We start from the raw sequence: 23,064 nt of genomic DNA, 5'->3' as shown, positions 1-23,064 counted from the left end.
AAAATTAATTATGCAAATTCTACTGGTATATTAATTTTGCCTAACGCAATGGCATCACGCGCAATCATTTTCTCTTCATTTGTGGGAATAACCGCACAAATAACACGAGCATCTTTATTAGAGATAATTCTTTCGCCATGGGAATTTGGCAGGCTATTCATCTCGCTGTCGATATTCACCCCTAAAACGGCGAGATGTTCAATAACCAGACGACGAATTAATACCGAGTTCTCACCTATTCCACCGGTGAAAATAATCCCATCAAGACGATGCAGCGAAGCGGCATGTCCGGCGATATGGCGCGCGATACGATGCACAAACGTTTTAATCGCCAACTGCGCACGCTCATGTCCCTCGTGCCAGGCTTTTTCTAACGTACGTAAGTCAGAGGACAAACCGGAAATACCCAGTAAACCGGACTCTTTATTCACAACGCGCTCAAGGTCGCTCAGCGTCTGGTTGGTTTCGCTGGCAATCCACGCCATGGCGCCGAAATCGACGTCGCCGCTGCGTGTGCCCATCATCAACCCTTCCAACGGCGTCATGCCCATTGAGGTATCAACGCTCTGCCCGTTACGCACCGCGCAGATTGACGCGCCGTTCCCCAGGTGAGCCACAACCAGACCGGAGTCATCACTCTGCAGCTCAAGAAGCTCATGCGCTCGCTGAGATACATAGCGGTGCGACGTGCCGTGGAAGCCATAACGACGAACGCCTAACTCCTCAAAATATTTCCACGGTAGACCGTAAAGATAGGCCTCTGGGGCCATCGTCTGGTGGAAGCTGGTATCAAATACCGCAACCTGCTGCACGCCTGGGAAAAGGTGCTGTGCTGATTCAATCCCACTGAGGTTCGCATAATTATGTAACGGTGCTAAAGGCGATACCCGGCGAATATTATCGATAACGTCGTCAGTAATAATTGCTGATTCGGTAAAGATATTTCCACCGTGGGCAATGCGGTGGCCAATTAAGGCCACGCTGTCCATTAAATTACGTTTTTCCAGTTCAACGGCGATTGCTTTTAATGCGTCTTCGTAGCTGTGGTGAGCCAGCTTAGCTGGCTCTCCTCCATTAATTGCTATGAACGCATTTTCAGAGTTAATACCGTCCGCGATTCCCGCCATTAAAACTTCACAGTTCGCTGCATCCAGCACTGAGAATTTAATGGAAGACGAACCACAGTTAATAACCAGTACTACCGGAAACTCATTCATTTCACTACTCCGCTCATCCTGAGCTTAAGGATTAAAACAGTTTGTAGACAATGTTCAGGATAGTCAGCAGACCAATCACGGTAACAAACACGTTATCCAGACGGCCACGGTATTTCGCCAGTGACGGCGCTTTACGGATGGCATACATCGGCAGCAGGCAGAGCAGAGAGGCAATAATCGGCGCGCCCATTGCTTCAATCAGGTCCAGGATGTTCGGGTTGGCGTAAGCCACAACCCAGGTGGAGCCCATGATGAAGATCATGCTGATGGTATTAAGTTTGCCAGCGGAAACCTTAGTTTTATCGCCTTTGTAACCAAACTTCAGCACCAGACCGTTCAGACCTTCCAGCGTGCCCAGGTAGTGGCCGAAGAAAGATTTGAAGATAGCAACCAGTGCGATGATTGAAGCGCCGTACTCCAGAACGGTCGCGAAGGTGGACTTCGAACCGGACAGTGAAGCGAAGTGGTTCGCCAGGTAAGACAGTACTGGAATGTTCTGCGCTTTCGCATCCGCCATGTTTGCCGGAGAGAGCGTGAACAGGCAGCTAAAGGCAAAGAACATCACCACGGCAACCATCAGCATACTGGCGCGGGAGATGATTTTTGAACATTTCTGCTCGGTAAATTCGCGGCCGTAATCTTTCTCATACTCTTCACGTTTAGAGACCACGAAGGAAGAAACGATTGGTGAAAAGTTGAAAGAGAACACCATGATGGAAATACCCAGCCACACGGTAACCAGGATGCCGTCATGGCCAGTCAGAGCGATATTGCTGAGATCAACCTGATCGATAACCGCAGAGTTCCAGTAAGGAATCAGAGACAGAGAGATCAGCACCAGGCTGGCAATAAACGGCCATACCAGGTAGCTCATCACTTTAACCATCAGATCCTTACCAAACCAGATGACGAATGCCATCAGCAGCAGCAGGAACAGTGCAACGAAGCCACGGTTTAACGCTGGCATCTGCAACTGGTTTTCCCAAAAGGTCATAAAGGTGTTGGTAATGGTGACGCCATAAATCCACAGCAGCGGACAAATCGCAAAGAAGTAGAGGAACGTGATAACCACGCCGCCTGTTTTACCAAAGTGCTCTTCAACCGTTTCTGTGATGTTACCGGAAGGGTTAGAACCGGAAAGACACAGGCGTGCCAGCGCACGGTGGCAATAGAAGGCGATGGGGTATGCTAACACCAGCATTATCAGAATGGGGATCAGTCCGCCAAAACCTGCGCGGATAGGGAAGAACAGCACCCCGGCGCCGATGGCTGTACCAAATAAACCCAGTGTCCAGGTGGTGTCCGATTTGCGCCAGGACGACTGTTTTGTCTGGCTGGATACAATGCTATCAGTAGTACTCATATCCTATCCTCAACGAAGTATATTAAGCGTCAACTAAACCAGTAATTTGAGATACACGAGAAAGGTCGATATTACCGCCAGAAATAATGCTGACTGTTTTTCTGTTCTGGATATAGCTATCTAATTTCCCGCTTAATAATGCTGCGCAAGCCAGCGCGCCGGCACCTTCAGTCACAACTTTATTTCGCTGAATTAATGCCACCATGCTGTTGCGAATTTCATCTTCGCTGACCAGGACAATGTCATCCACCAACTCACGAACAATTTCATACGTTAAAGTACCCGGGCGGGAAACGTCACAACCATCCGCCAGGGTGCCGGTCGTTCGGTGCGTGGTTATTTCTCCAGCGTGGAAAGAAGCCGCCATGCCGTGAACATTTTCAGACTGTACGCCAATAATTTTAATAGTCGGGTTAATAGATTTAATTGCCACCGCAATACCAGCAATCAGTCCGCCACCGCCAATTGGCACAATCACGTTATCGACATCGTACAGATCTTCCAGAATTTCCAGACCAATAGTGCCCTGACCAGCAATCACTTTCGGGTCATCATATGGCGGAATAAAGATACGGCCTTCAGTTTCCACAATCTCGCTAACCTTAGCGATGGTGTCGTTGAAGTTGTCGCCGTGCAGCACAACCTCTGCGGAATAATCGCAGGTTGCAGCAACTTTAGACTTCGGCGCGCCTTTCGGCATGACCACTTTGCCGTCGATTCCGAGCATGGCGCAGGAGAGAGAAACCCCTTGCGCATGGTTACCTGCAGAGCAAGCCACCACGCCCTTACATCTTTCAGCTTCGGTTAATGAACTGAGCTTGTTAAACGCACCACGGATTTTAAATGAACCGGTACGCTGCATATTTTCAAACTTGAGGAAAATTTCCCCTTTGCAACGTTCACTAAAATAGTTAGAGCGAGGCATTCCCGTTTTATAAATTTTCCCCGCCAGTCTTTTTTTCGCTTCGAGGATATCTTCAATTGCAACTGGGAGATCGTATGTAATGTGCATTAGAACCTCTTACTAGGGTATTAAAGTAAATAGATAGCCGTGACCATTGTCAGATATAGACAGATGGCGTTGATTTCGTGTTAAAACAAATTCAATCTTTAATCAATTTCAATTAATTGCCTTCGTCTCCGACAATTATATGATGAATACTCTTTGGCTAATTCCACCAAAATAGATGCTGCTTTTTTAATTCGATAATTTTTCGACCATACGGCGGCATAACGCGCGACGGGTAAGGTTTCTTCTACCGGGATAGTAATAAACTGGTTTGAGCCAAATGGTGTGGTCATATCGCAGGGAATTACTGTTAAGAAATCAGCATTGAGAACAAGATTATAAATCGTAACGACGGAGTCTGTTTTAACGATGTTTTCACTGCTGATGCCATTATTTTGTAACGTGGTTAGAAGTTCACTGTAGTACCCCATATTCGTTTGTGGCAACACCCACTGTTCGTTTTTCAACGCGCTCAGCGAGGTGATGCCGGTGCATGTTCGGGACTTGCTGGCAACCAGGATGAAGTCTGACTCAAAGAGCGGTTCAACATGCAGATCGTGCAGTTTCATCTCATCACTCAGCGTACCGATCGCGAAGTCCAGACGCCCGTCACGAATCGCAGGTAAGAACGAGGAGAGCTGAGCTTCATACATGGAAACCTGCGCTTTCGGGAACACTTCTTTGAATTTTTTAATCATGCCGGACATGATGGTGAAGGCAATCAGTGAAGGAAAGCCAAACGACACATCAACGACCGCATTGCTCGTCATGCTGTTCATCTCATCAACCATGTTCTTCATTTCACGGGTAATAGATTCAGACCATGAGAGCATAACCTGACCTGCCTGAGTTAAAGTCACACCAGTATTTTTGCGTACGACTAACTCAATACCGAAATAAGCTTCTACATCATTAATGATTTTGCTGACAGCCGGTTGAGTTAAACCTAATTCTTTTGCAGCTGAGCCGATAGAACCACTTCTAATGACTTCCTGAAAGACCACTAAGTGCTGTGTTTTAGGGAGTGTAATAGTATTCATATCGACCTGCGCTAATTACTTTGTTGACGGCAGGAAGTGTACCAAATTAAGCGAACGAGGATATGTGCTACCACTCACAAATCCCCTTGACTTACATTTTGTAAGACTATTATTTAAATTGAAATCACTTAATAATCATATAGATATGAAATATCGATCTCACTTTATCCTGACTTTAATCAAAAAAAGATGGGGGGATAACGATTTTTTATGGCTATAACAACACCATTTTCCCTGCTATTTCTTAAAACCACGAAAGGCTATATTTCAATCAATTACAGAGTAATTACCAGGCAAAACAGCGCTTAAATTTAATAAGCAACTTATCAAATATAATTATATTTGATCGTTTATAGTGGTCAAATAACGTTATGCATCACGTTTTTTAGCCTTATTTGTTTGTAAAGAAACATTGCATTTATTAATATTTAAACCAAAACATACAAATAATCATCACATGCAACATTGCATTAACAGTAGTTTTGTACAATTTATCAGCCAGTAATTTTGTGATGGCGATCGATTGCGTTCGATTATTCTCGATAAAAACGTATCGCGCAGCGTTTTGTGCTAGTCATCACAAAAAAGGAAATATCCCGCAAGCCATTCCCTTAGATAAAAGAAGTTCAGCGCGTAAATAAAGGTCAAATAACGATGAGATGAATGGGAAATAAAGGCCAGATTCGTGGTGAACCAACTACAACACGACAGGAAAAACGTCTGCCGGATGGCAGTGTAAACGTCTTATCCAGTCTATAAAGCAAAAAACCTCGCCGAAGCGGGGTTTTTATAAAGAGTGAAGTTGACCGATAAGCCGAGTTCTTTTGAGCATAGCGTCGTGGACAGTCTGCCTATAAAGCAAAAAACCTCGCCGAAGCGGGTTTTTTATAAAGAGGTGAAGCTGACCGATAAGCCGCGTTCTTTTGAGTATAGCGTCGTGGACAGTCTGCCTACAAAGCAAAAACCCCGCCGAAGCGGGGTTTTATAAGGAGGTGAAGCTGACCGATAAGCCGGGTTCTGTCGTGGACAGTCATTCATCTAGGCCAGCAATCGCTCACTGGCTCAAGCAGCCTACCCGGGTTCAGTACGGGCCGTACCTTGTGAACCCCTATTTGGCCTTGCTCCGGGTGGAGTTTACCGTGCCACGGACTGTTACCAGCCGCGCGGTGCGCTCTTACCGCACCCTTTCACCCTTACCTGATCCCACTTGCGTGGGCCATCGGCGGTTTGCTCTCTGTTGCACTGGTCGTGGGTTTCCCCCCCAGGCGTTACCTGGCACCCTGCCCTATGGAGCCCGGACTTTCCTCCCCTCCGCCCGTCTCCCCCGAAGAGGACGACGACGAAGCGGCGACTGTCTGGTCAGCTTCGGCGCGCAGTATAGAGGGTTTGCGGGGCATTGTCACCCCGCACTGCGCATTCCTATCGCCAACGTGGCGGCGATGTTTCTTGAAGCGCGATAAATATTATCAAATGCCCCACGAAAGGCCTCTTCCAGCGTGCTGATGGTGGTTAATACGCTAAACACCGCATCGATACCATATTGATGCACCACCTCCACATCGCGCGTCAGGCTGCCGCCAATACCAATTACCGGCTTGTGGTACTTCTTCGCGACATTCGCCACCCCCACCGGCACTTTGCCGTGAATGCTCTGGCTGTCAATCCGCCCTTCTCCGGTCACCACCAGCGTACAGTCATGAATATGCTCTTCCAGATTGAGCGCCTGGGTCACAATCTCAATACCACTGCGCAACTCCGCACCTAAAAAAGCCATTAACGCGGCGCCCATTCCGCCAGCCGCACCAGAGCCAGGAACGTCTTTCACATCAACCCGCAGCGATTTTTTAATGATGTCGGCATAGTGAGACAGATTGCGGTCCAGTTCGATAATGCGTTCTTCCGTCGCCCCTTTCTGCGGGCCAAAAATGCGCGAAGCGCCAGTATCGCCGGTGAGTGGATTGGTTACATCGCAGGCCACGCGAATTGAGCAGGTTTTTAAGCGCGGATCCAGGCCCGTTATATCGATGGTGTTCAGACTCTCCAGGCTTCCACCACCGTTGCCAATCTCTGTCCCGTTGGCGTCGCAGAGTTTCGCCCCCAGCGCCTGCATCATACCCGCGCCGCCGTCGTTGGTCGCACTGCCGCCAATACCAATAATGATGCTCTGCGCACCGCTATCCAGCGCCTGCAAAATCAACTCCCCGGTGCCGCGCGACGTGGTGACTAACGGGTTACGCTTTTCAGGTGGAACCAACGCCAGACCGCTGGCTGCCGCCATTTCGATAAACGCGGTTTTACCATCTCCAGACATGCCCCAGCAGGCATTCACTTTTTCGCCCAGCGGCCCTGTCACCCACGCTGAATGTTCACTCCCCTGCGTAGCGGCAATCATGGCTTCGACCGTTCCTTCACCGCCATCGGCAACCGGGACAGAAACATATTGCGCATCGGGGAAAATTTCCCGAAATCCTTTTTCTATTGCCTGAGCTACCTCGGTGGCAGAAAGGCTTTCTTTATAAGAGTCTGGGGCAATTACGATTTTCATAGTTATGTAGCCTGACAGTGCCGCGCAAGGCAAGAAATACAGGGCGCGCATCCGCGCCCTTCTTGTTAGCGAGTGACTTCCACTTTCGCCAGTTTTTCGTAGTAGCATGCGAGTGCGCTATGATCGGCGGTGCCCAGCCCATCAGCGCGTAGCGCCTGCATCATCTCCATGACTGCAGCAGTCAGCGGTAACTGAGCGCCAACGCCATGAGAGGTATCCAGCGCGTTCGCCAGATCTTTAATATGCAGGTCGATACGGAAACCCGGCTTAAAGTTTCTGTCCATAACCATCGGCGCTTTCGCATCCAGTACGGTGCTTCCCGCCAGCCCACCACGGATCGCCTGATACACCAGATCCGGGTTTACGCCCGCTTTGGTCGCCAGCGTCAGCGCTTCCGACATCGCCGCAATGTTCAGCGCCACAATCACCTGATTCGCCAGCTTGGTGACGTTACCTGCGCCGATATCACCGGTATGTACCACGGAACCTGCCATCGCCTTCATCAGATCGTAATATTTGTCAAAAATCGCTTTATCACCGCCAACCATCACCGACAAAGTACCGTCGATGGCTTTCGGTTCGCCACCGCTTACCGGCGCGTCCAGCATATCCACGCCTTTCGCTTTCAGCGCGTCGCTGATTTCACGGCTGGCTAACGGCGCGATGGAGCTCATGTCGATCAGCACTGTCCCCGGTTTCGCCCCTTCAATAATGCCGCCCTCTCCCAGCGCCACTTCTTTCACATGCGGAGAATTCGGCAGCATGGTGATGATCACATCGCACTGCTCGGCAATATCTTTCGCCGTAGCGGCGGTTTCTGCGCCTGCGGCAATTACTTCCGCAATGGATTCCGGGTTACGGTCAGCAACCACCAGCGAGTAACCTGCCTTGAGGAGGTTTTTACTCATTGGTTTACCCATAATACCGAGGCCAATAAAACCAACTTTCATTGTCATGTCTTTATCTCTCTCTACTGTCGAGGGTGGTTATTTCTTAAAAGAATCAGCCAATTTTTGCGTGGCTGAACGGAACACGCCAAGATCGCTGCCAACGGCAACAAACGTCGCGCCCCACTCCAGATAACGACGCGCATCCGCCTCTACCGGGGCCAGAATGCCGCTTGGTTTGCCGTGTGCTTTCGCGCGGGCAAAAATGTGCTGGATAGCTTTCTGCACATCAGGGTGTGACGCATTGCCGAGGTGGCCTAACGCCGCAGCCAGATCGCTTGGGCCGACGAAGACCCCGTCGACGCCTTCTGTCGCCGCGATTGCGTCAACGTTATCAACGCCCTGCTGACTTTCGATCTGCACGATGATGGTGATGTTCTTATTCGACTGCGCAAAATAGTCCGGTACGGTGCCAAACATATTGGCGCGATGGGATACGGACACACCGCGAATACCTTCCGGCGGATAGCGGGTCGACGCCACGGCGTTCACCGCCTCTTCCTCCGTCTCCACGAACGGGATCAGGAAGTTGTAAAATCCGATATCCAGCAGGCGTTTGATAATTACCGGCTCGTTGGTCGGTACGCGCACTACCGGCGCGCTGGCGCTGCCTTTCAGCGCCATCAATTGCGGGATAAACGTCGATATGTCGTTCGGCGCGTGTTCGCCGTCCAGCACCAGCCAGTCAAAACCCGCCAGGCCTAAAACTTCGGTACTGATTGGGCTGGCTAATGCAGACCAGCAGCCAATCTGAATCTGTTGCGCCGCGAGAGCCGCTTTAAACTTATTCGGAAAAATCGTGTTATTCATCGCTTACACCTTTGTTTATTTCTGCAATTCCATACGTTTAATGTCACCGACAATAAACAGGTAGCAAACCATTGCCATCAGCGCCGAGCACCCTACAAACATCAGCGCAGCATTAAATGAGTGCAGCTCGCTCACCAGATACCCAATCACCAGCGGGGTGACGATGGAAGCCACATTGCCAAATACGTTAAATACCCCACCGCACAGACCGACAATCTCTTTCGGCGCAGTATCGGAAATCACCGGCCATCCCAGCGCCCCGAAGCCTTTACCGAAGAACGCCAGCGCCATCAGCGCCACCACCAGGGTGGTGTTATCGGTGTAGTTACACAGAATAATGGTCGAGGCGAGCAGCATTCCGAGCACAATCGGCAGCTTACGTGCCAGAGTGATGCTGAAGCCACGTTTAATCAGATAATCAGAGAACACGCCGCCGAGTACGCCACCGGCAAATCCGCACAGCGCAGGAATCGAAGCCACCAGGCCCACTTTCAGGATCGACATGCCTTTTTCCTGTACCAGGTAAATCGGGAACCAGGTGAGGAAAAACCAGGTAATTGTGTTGATAAAATACTGTCCGAAGAACACGCCGAGCATCATACGGTTAGTGAGCAACTGCTTGATATAATGCAATTTAGGACCGCCTGACTTCACATCACCCGGCTTTTTATGGTCCATATCCACGACCGCGCCGTTTTCAGAGATAAACTTCAGCTCTTCTTGCGACATACGCGGGTGATCGGTTGGGTTATGAATAAACTTTACCCACAGCCCGGTGAGCACAAAACCAATCACGCCCATCACGGTAAAGACATGTTCCCAGCCCCAGGCGAAGGTCAGCCAGCCCAGCAGCGGCGAAAACAGCGCCAGAGAGAAATACTGTGCGGAGTTAAAAATTGCGGACGCCGTACCGCGCTCTTTCGTCGGGAACCAGGCCGCCACGATACGGGCATTCGCCGGGAAGGACGGCGCTTCCGAGAAGCCCAGCATAAAGCGCATGATGAACATTGAAATACCCGCCCAGGCCAGCGGGAACATGTCTACAAAGCCCTGCAGGAAGGTAAACAGCGACCAGAAGAACAGGCTGTAGGTGTAGACTTTCTTTGAACCAAACTTATCCAGCAGCCAGCCGCCGGGGATTTGCATTAACAGGTAAGCCCAGCCGAAAGCAGAGAATATGTACCCCATTGAGATGGCACTGAGCTGTAACTCTTTCGCCACTTCCGTGCCGGCAATTGACAGCGTTGCACGGTCCGCATAGTTAACGGCTGTAACGATAAATATTATCAGCAATATTAAGTAACGGGTGTGCGTGCCTTTCTTTTTCTCGACAACTGTATCCAGAATCATTCTAATTACCTCGGGTACATTAAATTTTTATTATTATTGGGTAGATATTCCTGGTGATAAATTACTGATAATAAGAACGCATAATAATTTATCAGACGTTATGAAACCGTGATTTAGTATAATCAGCAGCGCCACGTTAATCATTGTGCAAGCGCTCATTAAACATGCGTTATTAAAATAATGTTTTGGGCATATGCACACATACATGGGCGCTAATGCACACATTTACGTATTGCTACCCCTGGTGGGGCGGCCTTGCTGAGTTTAAGTGATCATCATCACATTCTTGGCGATAAACTCCTGACATTCTTATTTCACGATACCGAATCTTTATTACTTATAATTAGATTCAAAATATAAATATCCACACTATTATCACCACCTTGTTGGAGAATACTGGACAATGGCCGACATCGAAATCAGACAAGAATCGCCAACGGCGTTTTATATTAAAGTTCACGAAACAGATAATGTGGCGATAATTGTCAATGACAATGGTCTGAAAGCTGGGACGCGTTTTCCAGACGGACTGGAACTCATTGAACATATTCCTCAGGGACATAAAGTGGCGCTCTTGGATATTCCTGTTCGCGGCGAAATCGTGCGTTATGGCGAAGTGATAGGCTATGCCGTTCGCGATATCCCTCGCGGCAGTTGGATTGATGAATCAATGGTTGAGCTACCCAAGGCCCCGCCGCTGGAGACGCTGCCGCTGGCAACCAAAGTGCCAGAGCCGCTGCCGCCTCTTGAAGGTTACACCTTCGAAGGTTATCGCAATGCGGACGGTAGTGTCGGCACCAAGAATCTGCTCGGTATTTCCACCAGCGTGCACTGCGTGGCGGGCGTGGTGGATTATGTGGTGAAAATCATTGAGCGCGATCTGCTGCCCAAATACCCGAACGTTGACGGCGTGGTCGGACTCAATCATCTGTACGGCTGCGGCGTGGCGATTAATGCCCCAGCCGCCATCGTGCCGATTCGTACCATTCACAATATTGCGCTAAACCCGAACTTTGGCGGTGAAGTGATGGTCATTGGCCTCGGCTGCGAAAAACTGCAGCCAGAGCGCCTGCTGGAAGGCACGCACGACGTGAAAAGTATTCCGGTCGACAGCGCCAGCATCGTCAGCCTGCAGGATGAAAAACACGTTGGCTTTCAATCGATGGTTGCCGATATTTTGCAGGTGGCCGAACGCCATCTGGCAAAACTCAATCAACGCCAGCGTGAAACCTGCCCGGCGTCAGAACTGGTGGTCGGCATGCAGTGCGGCGGCAGCGATGCGTTTTCAGGCGTGACGGCCAACCCGGCGGTCGGTTATGCCTCCGACCTGTTAGTACGCTGCGGCGCCACTGTAATGTTCTCTGAGGTTACCGAAGTGCGCGATGCCATCCATCTTCTGACCCCACGTGCGATTAACGAAGAAGTAGGTAAACGCCTGCTCGAAGAGATGGCCTGGTACGATAACTACCTTGATATGGGCAAAACGGATCGCAGCGCCAACCCTTCTCCTGGCAACAAGAAAGGCGGTCTGGCAAACGTGGTGGAAAAAGCGCTGGGTTCTATTGCCAAGTCTGGCAAGAGCGCGATTGTCGAAGTCTTGTCGCCGGGTCAACGCCCAACCAAACGCGGCCTGATTTACGCGGCTACACCCGCCAGTGATTTTGTCTGCGGTACGCAGCAGGTCGCTTCCGGGATCACCGTGCAGGTGTTCACCACCGGTCGCGGTACGCCGTACGGCCTGATGGCCGTGCCGGTGATAAAAATGGCGACCCGTACCGAGCTGGCCAACCGTTGGTTTGACCTGATGGACATCAACGCAGGCACCATCGCTACCGGCGAAGAAACCATTGAAGACGTGGGTCTGAAACTGTTCGAGTTTATTCTCGACGTCGCCAGCGGGCGTAAGAAAACCTTCTCGGATCAATGGGGACTGCATAACCAACTGGCGGTGTTTAACCCGGCGCCAGTGACCTGATTCCTGAAAGCTAAATTCGATTACAGGTCGGGGAGTTCGCAAACTTCCCGACTTTTTTATCAGATACTCACCAGAACAACCTCAATCCCATGTTTACGTAAACCTTCCAGACTATCCTCTGGAATACCTTCATCAACAATAATCATATCAATCCGCTGGGTATCAATGATCTTATGCAGGCTGGAGCGGTTAAACTTCGTCGAGTCAGTAACGACAATGATACGCTCAGCCACTTCACACATCCGACGGTTGAGACGCGCTTCATCTTCGTTGTGTGTGCTAACACCACGCTCTAAATCGATGGCATCAACGCCAAGAAACAGCATGTCGAAGTGATAATTTTGTAGCGATTGCTCTGCCTGATCGCCATAAAATGATTGCGACTGACGACGCAAATGGCCGCCGGTCATCAGCAGCTCAACCCCTTCGGCTTCCAGTAACGCATTGGCGACATTCATACCGTTAGTCATAGCAATGACGTTGGTTTGCTGGCGCATCAGGCGGGCAATTTCATACGTCGTGGTACCGGAGTCGAGAATCACGCGGTGCCCCGGTTTGATCAACTCCGCGGCGGCTCTGGCAATACTGCGTTTTACCGCCGTATTGAGTGAGCTCTTATCTTCAACAGAAGGCTCCACAACAAGCGCATTGCTTTCGCAAATCAGTGCTCCACCATAGGCGCGTACCGCAATCCCCTGTTTTTCCAGAAAGGCGAGGTCGTTACGAATAGTGACCGTGGAGACGCCAAAAAATAAAGAAAGATCGTTAACCTGAACGCTTCCCTGCTGCCGTAATCGCTGGATGATCTGCTCACGTCTTTCGCTAGTGCCGATAACGCGCTTGTCTGCAGAGGACTCGGTGTTACTCATATGAAATCCTTTAGTTGAATCTTTCGTTTTATTTCGTTTTGTCTATTAACGCCTTTCTTTTACGTGAATGCAAGCCCCGTAAACGGGTAAGAGCCAGACAGACTTACGCTGAAACCTTTCATTGCGTTTCTTTTGTGAAACAGATCGGAAAACCATTATCTTTCGTTTTATTTTTATACCACCATGATGCAGTATTAAATGAAACAAAACGAAAGAATGATGTCGCAGTTATCTGACCTGGAGAGGAAAGTGAAACATCTAACTAAAATGGTCGAGCAGCATAAATGGGGGAAGGCAAACGGGATTTATGCCGTTTGTTCCGCACATCCAATCGTACTGGAAGCCGCAATACGCTACGCCCATGCCAATCATACACCGCTGTTGATCGAAGCAACCTCTAATCAGGTTGACCAGTTTGGCGGCTATACGGGGATGACTCCAGCCGATTTTCGCAGTTTTGTCTGCCGTTTAGCCGACTCGCTTAATTTTTCTCAGGATATGCTGATTTTCGGCGGGGACCATCTTGGGCCAAACCGTTGGCAAAATCTGCCAGCAGAAGAGGCAATGGCCAACGCTGACGATCTGATCAAGAGTTATGTCGCCGCAGGCTTTAAAAAGATCCACCTCGATTGCAGCATGTCGTGTACTAACGACCCGGTTCCCCTGACTGATGAAATCGTCGCCGAGCGCGCCGCACGCCTGGCAAAAGTAGCCGAAGAAACCTGTATGGCACATTTTGGTGAGTCTGACCTGGTCTATGTGATCGGCACAGAAGTTCCGGTTCCTGGTGGCGCTCACGAAGCGTTAACCGAACTGGCGGTAACAACGCCGGATGCCGCACGTGCAACGTTACAGGCCCATTATCACGCCTTTGAAAAGCGCGGGCTGGAAGGTATCTGGCCGCGTATTATCGCCCTGGTGGTACAACCTGGCGTTGAATTCGACCACACACACATCATTGATTATCAACCGCAGAAAGCCGTGGCACTCAGCAAAATGGTGGAAGACTACGACACGCTGGTTTTTGAAGCGCATTCTACCGATTACCAAACGCCACAGTCCTTGCGCCAACTGGTGATAGATCACTTCGCCATTCTGAAAGTGGGACCCGCGCTGACATTCGCCCTGCGCGAAGCACTGTTTTCGTTAGCCGCTATTGAAGAAGAATTGCTGCCAGCAAAAGCCAGTTCAGGCCTGCGACATGTGCTGGAAAGCGTGATGCTTGATCGACCAGAATACTGGCAGAGCCACTATCACGGCGATGGCAACGCGCGCCGTTTGGCCCGCGGTTATAGCTACTCCGATCGGGTTCGTTACTACTGGCCGGACAACCAGATTGATGAAGCATTCGAACGTCTGGTGCGTAATCTGGCGGATGACCCCATTCCACTGCCGCTAATTAGCCAGTATTTACCCTTGCAGTACGTAAAAGTGCGCGGGGGAGATCTCAGCGCCACACCGCGAGAACTCATCATTAACCATATTCAGGACATACTGCAGCAATATCACTGCGCCTGCCTGGGTGCTCCAGATCGTAACGAATAACAAAAAAGAGAAAAATACCATGCCAAACATTGTATTAAGTCGCATTGATGAACGTCTGATTCACGGTCAGGTTGGTGTGCAATGGGTCGGATTTGCGGGGGCAAATCTGGTGCTGGTCGCTAACGATGAAGTGGCTGAAGACCCAGTACAGCAAAACCTGATGGAAATGGTACTGGCAGAAGGGATCGCCGTACGCTTCTGGTCACTACAAAAAGTGATCGACAATATTCACCGTGCCGCCGATCGCCAGAAAATTCTGCTGGTTTGCAAATCGCCTGCGGATTTCTTCCGTCTGGTTGAAGGCGGTGTTCCTGTTAACCGTATCAACGTTGGCAATATGCACTATGCCAACGGCAAGCAACAAATCGCCAAAACGGTTTCTGTAGACGCTGCCGATATTACGGCGTTCAACGGGCTAAAAGCCGCTGGGGTGGAGTGCTTCGTTCAGGGCGTTCCAACAGAAGCCGCCCAGGACCTCTATAAACTTCTCTGAGGTATTCACAATGGAAATTAGTCTGTTGCAGGCTTTTGCGTTGGGTATTCTCGCCTTTATTGCAGGCCTGGATATGTTCAACGGGTTAACGCACATGCACCGCCCGGTTGTTCTCGGGCCGCTGGTCGGCCTGATTCTGGGCGATCTGCATACCGGTATTTTGACAGGTGGTACGCTGGAACTGGTGTGGATGGGCCTGGCCCCGCTGGCTGGAGCTCAGCCACCAAACGTGATTATCGGCACTATCGTGGGAACCACGTTTGCCATAACGACAGGAGTAAAACCCGAAGTTGCCGTAGGAGTGGCGGTACCGTTCGCCGTAGCGGTACAGATGGGGATTACCTTCCTGTTCTCTGTGATGTCAGGGGTGATGGCTCGGTGCGATCGCATGGCAGCAAATGCCGATACCGCAGGAATTGAGCGGGTCAACTATTTGGCGTTGCTGGCGCTGGGGACCTTCTATTTTTTATGCGCGTTCCTGCCGATTTACTTTGGTGCGGAACATGCCAAAACCGCTATAGATGTTCTGCCGACTCGTCTGATTGACGGCCTCGGCGTGGCAGGCGGCATCATGCCAGCTATCGGCTTCGCCGTACTGCTGAAAATCATGATGAAAAACGTCTATATCCCCTACTTCATCCTGGGTTTTGTAGCCGCAGCCTGGCTCAAACTCCCTGTGCTGGCGATCGCAGCAGCAGCACTGGCAATGGCGCTGATCGATTTTCTGCGTAAATCACCTGAACCTACAGCTCCCGCAGCACAAAAAGAGGAATTCGAAGATGGCATCTAATCAAACGGCTCTGCCGAACGTTTCCGAAACCGAAGAAACGCTGCTGTCCGGCACCAATGAAAACGTCTACGAAGACCAGAATATCGGTGCCGAGCTGACGAAAAAAGATATCAACCGTGTTGCCTGGCGTTCAATGTTATTACAAGCCTCTTTTAACTACGAACGTATGCAGGCATCAGGATGGTTGTACGGCCTGTTACCTGCACTGAAAAAGATCCATACCAACAAGCGCGATCTGGCGCGTTCGATGAAAGGCCATATGGGCTTCTTCAACACGCACCCGTTCCTGGTCACGTTTGTTATCGGGATTATCCTTGCGATGGAACGCTCCAAGCAGGATGTAAACAGTATTCAAAGCACCAAGATTGCCGTAGGCGCTCCACTTGGCGGTATCGGTGATGCCATGTTCTGGTTAACGTTATTGCCTATTTGCGGTGGTATCGGGGCCAGTCTGGCGCTGCAAGGTTCTATTCTTGGCGCAGTTGTCTTTATTGTTATGTTTAACGTGGTTCATCTTGGTCTGCGCTTTGGGCTAGCACACTATGCTTATCGAATGGGCGTTGCTGCCATCCCGCTAATTAAAGCTAACACCAAAAAGGTTGGACATGCTGCATCCATCGTTGGGATGACGGTGATCGGCGCGCTGGTAGCGACCTATGTTCGCCTGAGCACTACGCTGGAAATTACTGCTGGCGACGCGGTTGTGAAACTGCAAACAGACGTTATAGACAAATTGATGCCAGCATTTTTACCGCTGGTCTACACATTGACTATGTTCTGGCTGGTCCGGCGTGGCTGGAGTCCTCTTCGTCTTATCGCCATTACCGTGGTGCTTGGCGTCGTAGGTAAGTTCTGTCACTTCCTGTAAATATAAGGGGTTGTAGATGTTAGGTATTATTTTGACGGGCCATGGCGGGTTTGCCAGCGGAATGGAAAAAGCGATGAAACAGATTTTGGGTGAACAGACTCAGTTCATCGCCATCGACTTTCCGGAAACCTCAACCACGGCCTTACTCACCTCGCAACTTGAACAGGCAGTGAGTGAACTGGATGCTCAGCAAGACATCGTGTTTCTAACAGACCTGTTGGGCGGGACGCCATTTCGCGTAGCTTCCACACTGGCCATGCAAAGGCAAGGTACTGAAGTGATCACCGGTACCAATCTACAACTGCTACTGGAGATGGTGCTGGAGCGCGACGGCCTGAGCAGCGAAGCGTTTCGTGTGCAGGCGTTGGAGTGCGGACACAGGGGTTTAACCAGTCTGGTGGACGAGCTGGGACGCTGTCGCGAGGAAAACCCCGTTGAGGAAGGGATATGACAAAGCGATTGCGCGCCAGGCGTCTACTAACCGAACAGGGATGGCTGGATGATCATCAATTACATATTAAAGACGGTATCATTGCAGCAATAGAGCCAATCCCATCCGGTGTTATGGAGCGCGACGCTGAACTGCTTTGTCCAGCTTACATTGATACCCACGTACACGGTGGTGCGGGCGTCGATGTTATGGATGAGGCACCGGATACGCTCGACAAACTGGCGATGCACAAGGCGCGTGAAGGGGTAGCCAACTGGCTACCCACTACCGTCACCGCTCCACTACCGGATATTCACAATGCGCTGGAGCGTATTGCCCGTCGCTACCATTGCGGCGGGCCTGGCGCACAGGTGCTGGGCAGTTATCTTGAAGGCCCATATTTTACGCCGCAGAACAAAGGGGCGCACCCGCCTGAGCTTTTCAGGGAACTGGAGCTCAGTGAACTGGCTGAACTGATTACGGTTTCCCAGCACACATTGCGCGTCGTTGCGCTGGCACCAGAAAAAACTGGCGCATTGCAGGCTATCGAATATCTGAAGCGGCGCAACGTCCGAGTGATGCTGGGCCACAGCGCAGCCAACTGGGAACAAACCCGCGCGGCCTTTGATGCAGGTGCTGACGGATTAGTTCACTGCTATAACGGTATGACTGGCTTACATCACCGGGAGCCCGGTATGGTTGGCGCAGGGTTAACCGACCCTCGCGCCTGGCTGGAGCTTATCGCTGACGGACACCATGTCCACCCGGCGGCCATGAAGCTGTGCTGCTGTTGCGCGAAAGAGAGACTGGTGCTGATCACAGATGCCATGCAGGCAGCAGGAATGCCTGACGGGCGCTATTCGCTCTGCGGTGAGCAAGTGGAAATGCGCAGCGGAATTGTGCGTACCACGTCCGGTGGCCTGGCTGGCAGCACGCTCTCGGTTGATGCAGCCGTACGAAATATGATCGAGTTCACCGGGATAACGGCAGAAGAGGCAATTCATATGGCCTCTCTCCACCCTGCACGTCTGTTGGGAATCGATCGCCAACTGGGATCGTTAGCAGTGGGTAAACGTGCCGACGCGATCGCGCTTAATAGCGGGCTGCATTTACAACAGATCTGGATTCAGGGTCAGGCTCTCCCCCTTTGACCTTTCATTTTGTCTTGTGTTGGCCTGCGAACCTTGATCGTAAGGCCTTTCTTTTCCTTTCGATTAAGGAAATACTCAACCACCTTATAACAACTCTTATCTTTATAGATCAATAAGATAATTACATCCTTCGCTCTCACGATCACAATTTTCGTTTTATTTCATTTCATCTTATTGACCTTTCGATTTCTTTTCTATAGATTTTAATTAATAGATTATATGAGCAAGTGAAACGAAACGAAAGATAGCGATATTTTCGCCAGCGTCTTATGTGGATTTTACAAGACTAAGGACTTAAGTTATGCCAGAAACCTATACCCCTGTTACTGCGGTAACGGGCACCTGGACCGAAGAAGAGATCCGTCAACAACCTGCCAGTTGGATCCGTTCTCTCACCAATATCGACAATATTCGATCCGCCATTGATAGCTTTCTTGCGCCATTGTTGCGCAAAAACGATCTGCGGATCGTACTAACCGGGGCCGGGACCTCAGCATTCATTGGCGACATCATCGCCCCGTGGCTGGCAAGCTACACCGGAAAAAACATCACTGCCGTTCCGACCACTGACCTGGTCACCAATCCGATGGATTATCTGAATCCCGCACATCCACTGCTGCTAGTTTCTTTCGCTCGCTCAGGTAACAGCCCAGAAAGCGTTGCTGCAGTAGAACTGGCTAATCAGTTTGTATCTGAGTGTTATCACCTGCCAATCACCTGTAACGAAGCTGGTTGCCTGTATCAAAACGCAGTCGCAAGCGACAATGCCTTTGCTCTGTTAATGCCCGCAGAGACACATGACCGTGGTTTTGCCATGACCAGCAGCATTACCACCATGATGGCCAGTTGCCTGGCAGTATTCGCCCCAGAGAAAATCAATAGTCAGACCTTCCACGACGTAGCCGATCGGTGCCAGGCGATCCTGACTTCACTGGGCGATTTCAGCGACGGTGTGTTCGGCAATGATCCGTGGAAACGGATCGTCTACCTTGGTAGCGGTGGATTACAGGGAGCTGCGCGTGAATCGGCACTGAAAGTTCTGGAACTGACTGCGGGTAAACTGGCTGCATTTTATGACTCCCCGACCGGCTTTCGTCACGGTCCAAAGTCGCTGGTTGATAACGAAACGCTGGTAGTGGTTTTTGTTTCCAGCCACCCCTATACACGTCAGTACGATCTCGATCTATTGGCAGAGTTACGCCGCGATCGTCAGGCGCTACGAGTTGTCGCAATTGCCGCACAAACCCATGAAGTGATTGAAGCTGGCCCACATATTCTGCTGCCGCCAGCACGCTCTTTCATTGATATGGAATTAGCGTTCTGCTTCCTGATTTACGCCCAGGTCTTTGCTTTGACGCAATCCATTAACATCGGCAATACACCGGATACGCCTTCTGCCAGCGGCACTGTGAACCGCGTTGTACAGGGCGTTGTTATTCATCCCTGGAACGCCTAAAAGGATCGTTATATGAGCATTATTTCCACAAAATATCTCCTGCTGGATGCACAAAAAAAAGGCTACGCCGTCCCCGCCTTCAACATTCACAACGCCGAGACGATCCAGGCGATCCTTGAAGTATGCAATGAAATGCGATCGCCCGTGATCCTCGCCGGAACCCCAGGTACCTTTAAGCATATTGCACTGGAAGAGATCTATGCACTGTGCAGCGCTTATTCCACCAGCTACGACATGCCGCTGGCGTTACATCTCGATCATCATGAGTCTCTGGACGATATTCGCCGCAAAGTAAATGCAGGAGTACGCAGCGCAATGATCGACGGCAGCCATTTCCCGTTTGAAGAAAACGTGAAACTGGTTAAATCCGTCGTAGATTTTTGCCATGCCAAAGATTGCAGCGTCGAAGCAGAGTTAGGTCGCCTCGGCGGTGTTGAAGATGACATGAGCGTGGATGCCGAAAGTGCCTTCCTCACCGATCCACAAGAAGCCAAACAGTTTGTTGAGCGTACCGGCGTAGACAGCCTTGCAGTCGCCATTGGTACGGCTCACGGCCTCTACACCAAAACGCCTAAAATCGATTTCCAACGGCTGGGTGAAATTCGTGAAGTAGTCGACGTTCCACTGGTACTACATGGCGCAAGCGATGTCCCTGACGAATACGTCCGCCGCACGATCGAACTTGGTGTGTGCAAAGTTAACGTTGCTACCGAGCTGAAGATTGCCTTTGCCGATGCAGTCAAAGCGTGGTTTGCGGAAAATCCACAAGGTAATGATCCCCGTTATTATATGCGGGTCGGTATGGATGCGATGAAAGAAGTGGTGCGTAGCAAAATTAATGTATGCGGCTCAGCAAACAAATTGATGGCTGTCCGCGAATTATCGTGACCATCGTTATATTTCTTTTTTATTCTTGAGTGCTATCTGCATAATGTCTTTTAGCACTCATTATTCGAATAATAGAGATATATAGCGTTTAAATTACGCTGAATAAATTCACAAACTTGATACTGCAATAATAATATATTTCAATAATCTATGTAATTCAATCTTTTTATGGTGAGGATTAAAATATGAGTGGTCCAAAAATTCTGTTAACCCGCATTGATAACCGATTAGTACATGGACAGGTTGGTGTCACATGGACATCCACAATTGGTGCTAACTTGTTGGTCGTTATTGATGATGACGTTGCTCAAGATGAGATTCAGCAGAAATTAATGAGCATCACTGCTGAAACTTACGGTTTTGGCATCCGCTTTTTTTCCATAGATAAAACCATAAACGTTATCGGTAAGGCCGCACCACATCAGAAAATTTTTCTTATTTGTCGGACGCCACAAACAGTAAGAAGATTGCTCGAAGGAGGTATTCAACTGAACGATGTCAATGTGGGTAACATGCATTTCTCTGAAGGCAAAAAACAGATAAGCAGCAAAGTTTACGTTAATGAACAAGATCTTGATGACCTGCATTTTATAAAAAAACAGGGTGTTCATATTTTTATTCAGGATGTCCCTGGAGATCAAAAAGAACAGATTCCTGATTAAAAGGCTAAACAACTTTTTCATAATAAAAGGATTTATTTTCTTGAGGTGATATATATGCATGAAATAACCCTTATTCAGGGTATATCCCTGGCTGCATTAGTTTTCTTTCTTGGAATCGACTTTTGGCTGGAAGCCTTGTTTTTATTCAGACCGATTATTGTATGTACTTTAACCGGCGCTATTCTGGGTGATATTCATATTGGCCTAATAACAGGTGGTTTGACCGAGCTGGCATTTGCTGGCCTAACCCCCGCAGGAGGCGTACAGCCACCCAATCCAATAATGGCCGGTTTAATGACCACTGTTATCGCATGGTCTACCGGCGTGGATGCCAAAACAGCCATCGGTCTTGGTTTGCCCTTCAGCCTTCTAATGCAATACGTAATATTGTTCTTTTACTCAGCATTCTCTCTGTTTATGGCAAAAGCCGATAACTGTGCGAGAGAAGCAAACACAAGCGCATTTACGCGTCTGAACTGGCTGACAACACTGATTGTTGCTTCTTCATACGCCATCATCGCCTTCCTGTGTACGTATCTGGCACAGGGCGCTATGCAGTCACTGGTAAAAGCCATGCCCGCCTGGTTAACACATGGATTTGAAGTGGCGGGGGGCATTTTGCCTGCTGTTGGTTTTGGTTTGTTGCTCCGCGTGATGTTCAAAGCACAGTACATACCTTACCTGATTGCTGGCTTCCTCTTCGTCTGCTACATCCAGGTTAACAACCTACTGCCCGTCGCCGTATTGGGCGCAGGCTTCGCCGTATATGAATTTTTCAATGCGAAAGCCAAACAGCAGGCTCAACTTGCCACTAATAAAAACAATGAAGAAGAGGACTATAGCAATGGGATCTGAAATCAGTAAAAAAGACATTACTCGCCTTGGCTTTCGCTCGTCATTTCTTCAGGCCAGCTTTAACTATGAAAGGATGCAGGCAGGTGGTTTTACCTGGGCTATGCTCCCGGTACTAAAAAAAATTTATAAGGATGATAAAGCCGGTCTAAGCGCGGCGATGAAAGACCATTTAGAATTTATCAATACCCATCCTAATCTGGTCGGTTTTCTAATGGGATTATTGATCTCAATGGAAGAAAAGAGGGAAAACCGCGACACAATTAAAGGCTTGAAAGTGGCGCTATTTGGACCTATCGCCGGGATCGGCGATGCCATTTTCTGGTTCACCTTACTGCCTATTATGGCGGGGATCTGTTCATCTTTCGCCAGCCAGGGAAACATACTGGGACCAATTTTGTTTTTCGCCGTTTATTTGATGATCTTTTTCTTGCGCGTCGGCTAGACGCATGTCGGTTACTCGGTAGGTGTTAAAGCTATCGACAAAGTACGAGAAAATTCGCAGATGATCGCCCGCTCAGCAACGATCCTCGGGATCACAGTTATTGGCGGGCTTATCGCATCCTATGTGCACATTAACGTTGTAACTTCTTTTGCAATCGACAGTACCCACAGCGTGGCATTACAGCAGGATTTTTTCGATAAAGTATTCCCGAATATTTTACCGATGGGCTACACGTTACTGATGTACTACCTGTTGCGGGTGAAAAAAGCACATCCAGTACTGTTAATCGGCGTGACGTTTGTACTGTCAATTATCTCTTCAGCACTCGGCATACTTTAAACGAAATAAGGGTGAAGCAG

The 23,064-nt window shown here is 49.7% G+C and carries 20 protein-coding genes, 1 other RNA gene and 1 pseudogene; 12 read left to right on the top strand and 10 right to left on the bottom strand.

Annotation, left to right across the window (positions count from 1 at the left end; all coding sequences use genetic code 11):
* Nucleotides 1-8 precede the first annotated feature (8 nt).
* The 9 genes from tdcD to garP all read right to left on the bottom strand — a co-directional run bounded on the left by tdcD (nucleotide 9) and on the right by garP (nucleotide 10,281).
* Nucleotides 9-1,217: a propionate kinase gene (tdcD, locus tag HV352_RS02825; RefSeq protein WP_016154632.1), complete on the bottom strand. Its 1,209-nt coding sequence runs from the start codon at nucleotides 1,215-1,217 to the stop codon at nucleotides 9-11.
* A 31-nt stretch (nucleotides 1,218-1,248) separates the two neighbouring features.
* On the bottom strand, nucleotides 1,249-2,580 hold the full coding sequence (gene tdcC / locus HV352_RS02820; RefSeq protein ID WP_016154633.1) for a threonine/serine transporter TdcC: 1,332 nt from the start codon (nucleotides 2,578-2,580) through the stop codon (nucleotides 1,249-1,251).
* A gap of 22 nt (nucleotides 2,581-2,602) precedes the next feature.
* A complete protein-coding gene (tdcB, locus tag HV352_RS02815; protein WP_003828594.1) occupies nucleotides 2,603-3,592 on the bottom strand; it encodes a bifunctional threonine ammonia-lyase/L-serine ammonia-lyase TdcB in 990 nt (329 codons plus the stop codon).
* Between the two features lie 98 nt (nucleotides 3,593-3,690).
* The gene (tdcA, locus tag HV352_RS02810) at nucleotides 3,691-4,629 is read right to left on the bottom strand and encodes a transcriptional regulator TdcA (protein WP_003828596.1); all 939 of its coding nucleotides are present in this window, start codon (nucleotides 4,627-4,629) and stop codon (nucleotides 3,691-3,693) included.
* A gap of 990 nt (nucleotides 4,630-5,619) precedes the next feature.
* An RNA gene (gene rnpB, locus HV352_RS02805) (RNase P RNA component class A) lies at nucleotides 5,620-5,996 on the bottom strand.
* A 32-nt stretch (nucleotides 5,997-6,028) separates the two neighbouring features.
* A complete protein-coding gene (gene garK, locus HV352_RS02800; RefSeq protein WP_181635174.1) occupies nucleotides 6,029-7,174 on the bottom strand; it encodes a glycerate 2-kinase in 1,146 nt (381 codons plus the stop codon).
* A gap of 65 nt (nucleotides 7,175-7,239) precedes the next feature.
* Nucleotides 7,240-8,130 carry a 2-hydroxy-3-oxopropionate reductase gene (gene garR, locus HV352_RS02795; RefSeq protein ID WP_016154635.1) on the bottom strand — a complete coding sequence of 297 codons (891 nt, stop codon included), beginning with the start codon at nucleotides 8,128-8,130 and terminating at the stop codon, nucleotides 7,240-7,242.
* 30 nt (nucleotides 8,131-8,160) lie between these two features.
* A complete protein-coding gene (gene garL / locus HV352_RS02790; RefSeq protein WP_005131731.1) occupies nucleotides 8,161-8,931 on the bottom strand; it encodes a 2-dehydro-3-deoxyglucarate aldolase in 771 nt (256 codons plus the stop codon).
* A gap of 15 nt (nucleotides 8,932-8,946) precedes the next feature.
* On the bottom strand, nucleotides 8,947-10,281 hold the full coding sequence (garP, locus tag HV352_RS02785; RefSeq protein ID WP_003024898.1) for a galactarate/glucarate/glycerate transporter GarP: 1,335 nt from the start codon (nucleotides 10,279-10,281) through the stop codon (nucleotides 8,947-8,949).
* A gap of 403 nt (nucleotides 10,282-10,684) precedes the next feature.
* Here garP and garD point away from each other — a divergent pair, with 403 nt between their 5' ends.
* Nucleotides 10,685-12,256, top strand: a complete 1,572-nt coding sequence (garD, locus tag HV352_RS02780; protein WP_016154637.1) for a galactarate dehydratase — start codon at nucleotides 10,685-10,687, stop codon at nucleotides 12,254-12,256.
* Nucleotides 12,257-12,315: 59 nt separating this feature from the next.
* On the opposite strand, the gene HV352_RS02775 is transcribed toward garD, so the two are convergent.
* The gene (locus tag HV352_RS02775; RefSeq protein WP_016157548.1) at nucleotides 12,316-13,125 is read right to left on the bottom strand and encodes a DeoR family transcriptional regulator; all 810 of its coding nucleotides are present in this window, start codon (nucleotides 13,123-13,125) and stop codon (nucleotides 12,316-12,318) included.
* Nucleotides 13,126-13,392: 267 nt separating this feature from the next.
* Between HV352_RS02775 and kbaZ the strand changes: the two genes are divergently transcribed.
* From kbaZ to agaD, 11 genes and pseudogenes are all read left to right on the top strand, one after another.
* Complete coding sequence (kbaZ, locus tag HV352_RS02770; RefSeq protein ID WP_032931839.1) at nucleotides 13,393-14,670, top strand: tagatose-bisphosphate aldolase subunit KbaZ; 1,278 nt, start codon at nucleotides 13,393-13,395, stop codon at nucleotides 14,668-14,670.
* A 19-nt stretch (nucleotides 14,671-14,689) separates the two neighbouring features.
* On the top strand, nucleotides 14,690-15,163 hold the full coding sequence (agaV, locus tag HV352_RS02765) for a PTS N-acetylgalactosamine transporter subunit IIB (RefSeq protein ID WP_016157550.1): 474 nt from the start codon (nucleotides 14,690-14,692) through the stop codon (nucleotides 15,161-15,163).
* A 10-nt stretch (nucleotides 15,164-15,173) separates the two neighbouring features.
* Nucleotides 15,174-15,953, top strand: a complete 780-nt coding sequence (agaW, locus tag HV352_RS02760; protein ID WP_003839998.1) for a PTS N-acetylgalactosamine transporter subunit IIC — start codon at nucleotides 15,174-15,176, stop codon at nucleotides 15,951-15,953.
* Entirely contained in the window at nucleotides 15,943-16,821 is an 879-nt protein-coding gene (gene agaE, locus HV352_RS02755) for a PTS N-acetylgalactosamine transporter subunit IID (RefSeq protein WP_003024929.1), read from the top strand. Before agaW ends, agaE begins: the two co-directional genes overlap by 11 nt.
* Nucleotides 16,822-16,837: 16 nt before the next feature.
* A complete protein-coding gene (gene agaF / locus HV352_RS02750) occupies nucleotides 16,838-17,272 on the top strand; it encodes a PTS galactosamine/N-acetylgalactosamine transporter subunit IIA (RefSeq protein WP_016157552.1) in 435 nt (144 codons plus the stop codon).
* The gene (gene nagA, locus HV352_RS02745) at nucleotides 17,269-18,402 is read left to right on the top strand and encodes an N-acetylglucosamine-6-phosphate deacetylase (protein WP_016157553.1); all 1,134 of its coding nucleotides are present in this window, start codon (nucleotides 17,269-17,271) and stop codon (nucleotides 18,400-18,402) included. Before agaF ends, nagA begins: the two co-directional genes overlap by 4 nt.
* 301 nt (nucleotides 18,403-18,703) lie before the next feature.
* The gene (locus HV352_RS02740) at nucleotides 18,704-19,858 is read left to right on the top strand and encodes an AgaS family sugar isomerase (protein ID WP_137379509.1); all 1,155 of its coding nucleotides are present in this window, start codon (nucleotides 18,704-18,706) and stop codon (nucleotides 19,856-19,858) included.
* 12 nt (nucleotides 19,859-19,870) lie between these two features.
* Nucleotides 19,871-20,746, top strand: coding sequence for a tagatose-bisphosphate aldolase subunit KbaY (gene kbaY, locus HV352_RS02735; RefSeq protein ID WP_016157555.1), 876 nt, complete (start codon nucleotides 19,871-19,873; stop codon nucleotides 20,744-20,746).
* A 185-nt stretch (nucleotides 20,747-20,931) separates the two neighbouring features.
* A complete protein-coding gene (agaB, locus tag HV352_RS02730; RefSeq protein WP_016157556.1) occupies nucleotides 20,932-21,408 on the top strand; it encodes a PTS galactosamine transporter subunit IIB in 477 nt (158 codons plus the stop codon).
* A gap of 54 nt (nucleotides 21,409-21,462) precedes the next feature.
* Nucleotides 21,463-22,263 carry a PTS galactosamine transporter subunit IIC gene (gene agaC / locus HV352_RS02725; protein ID WP_016157557.1) on the top strand — a complete coding sequence of 267 codons (801 nt, stop codon included), beginning with the start codon at nucleotides 21,463-21,465 and terminating at the stop codon, nucleotides 22,261-22,263.
* Nucleotides 22,253-23,044 (top strand): annotated as a pseudogene (gene agaD, locus HV352_RS02720) (PTS galactosamine transporter subunit IID). The gene agaC and the pseudogene agaD overlap by 11 nt, the downstream one beginning before the upstream one ends.
* Nucleotides 23,045-23,064: the final 20 nt, after the last annotated feature.

This window comes from Citrobacter sp. RHBSTW-01044, assembly GCF_013781945.1.
Classification (GTDB): Bacteria; Pseudomonadota; Gammaproteobacteria; order Enterobacterales; family Enterobacteriaceae; genus Citrobacter; species Citrobacter braakii.
This window is presented reverse-complemented; position numbering and strand designations above follow the sequence as displayed.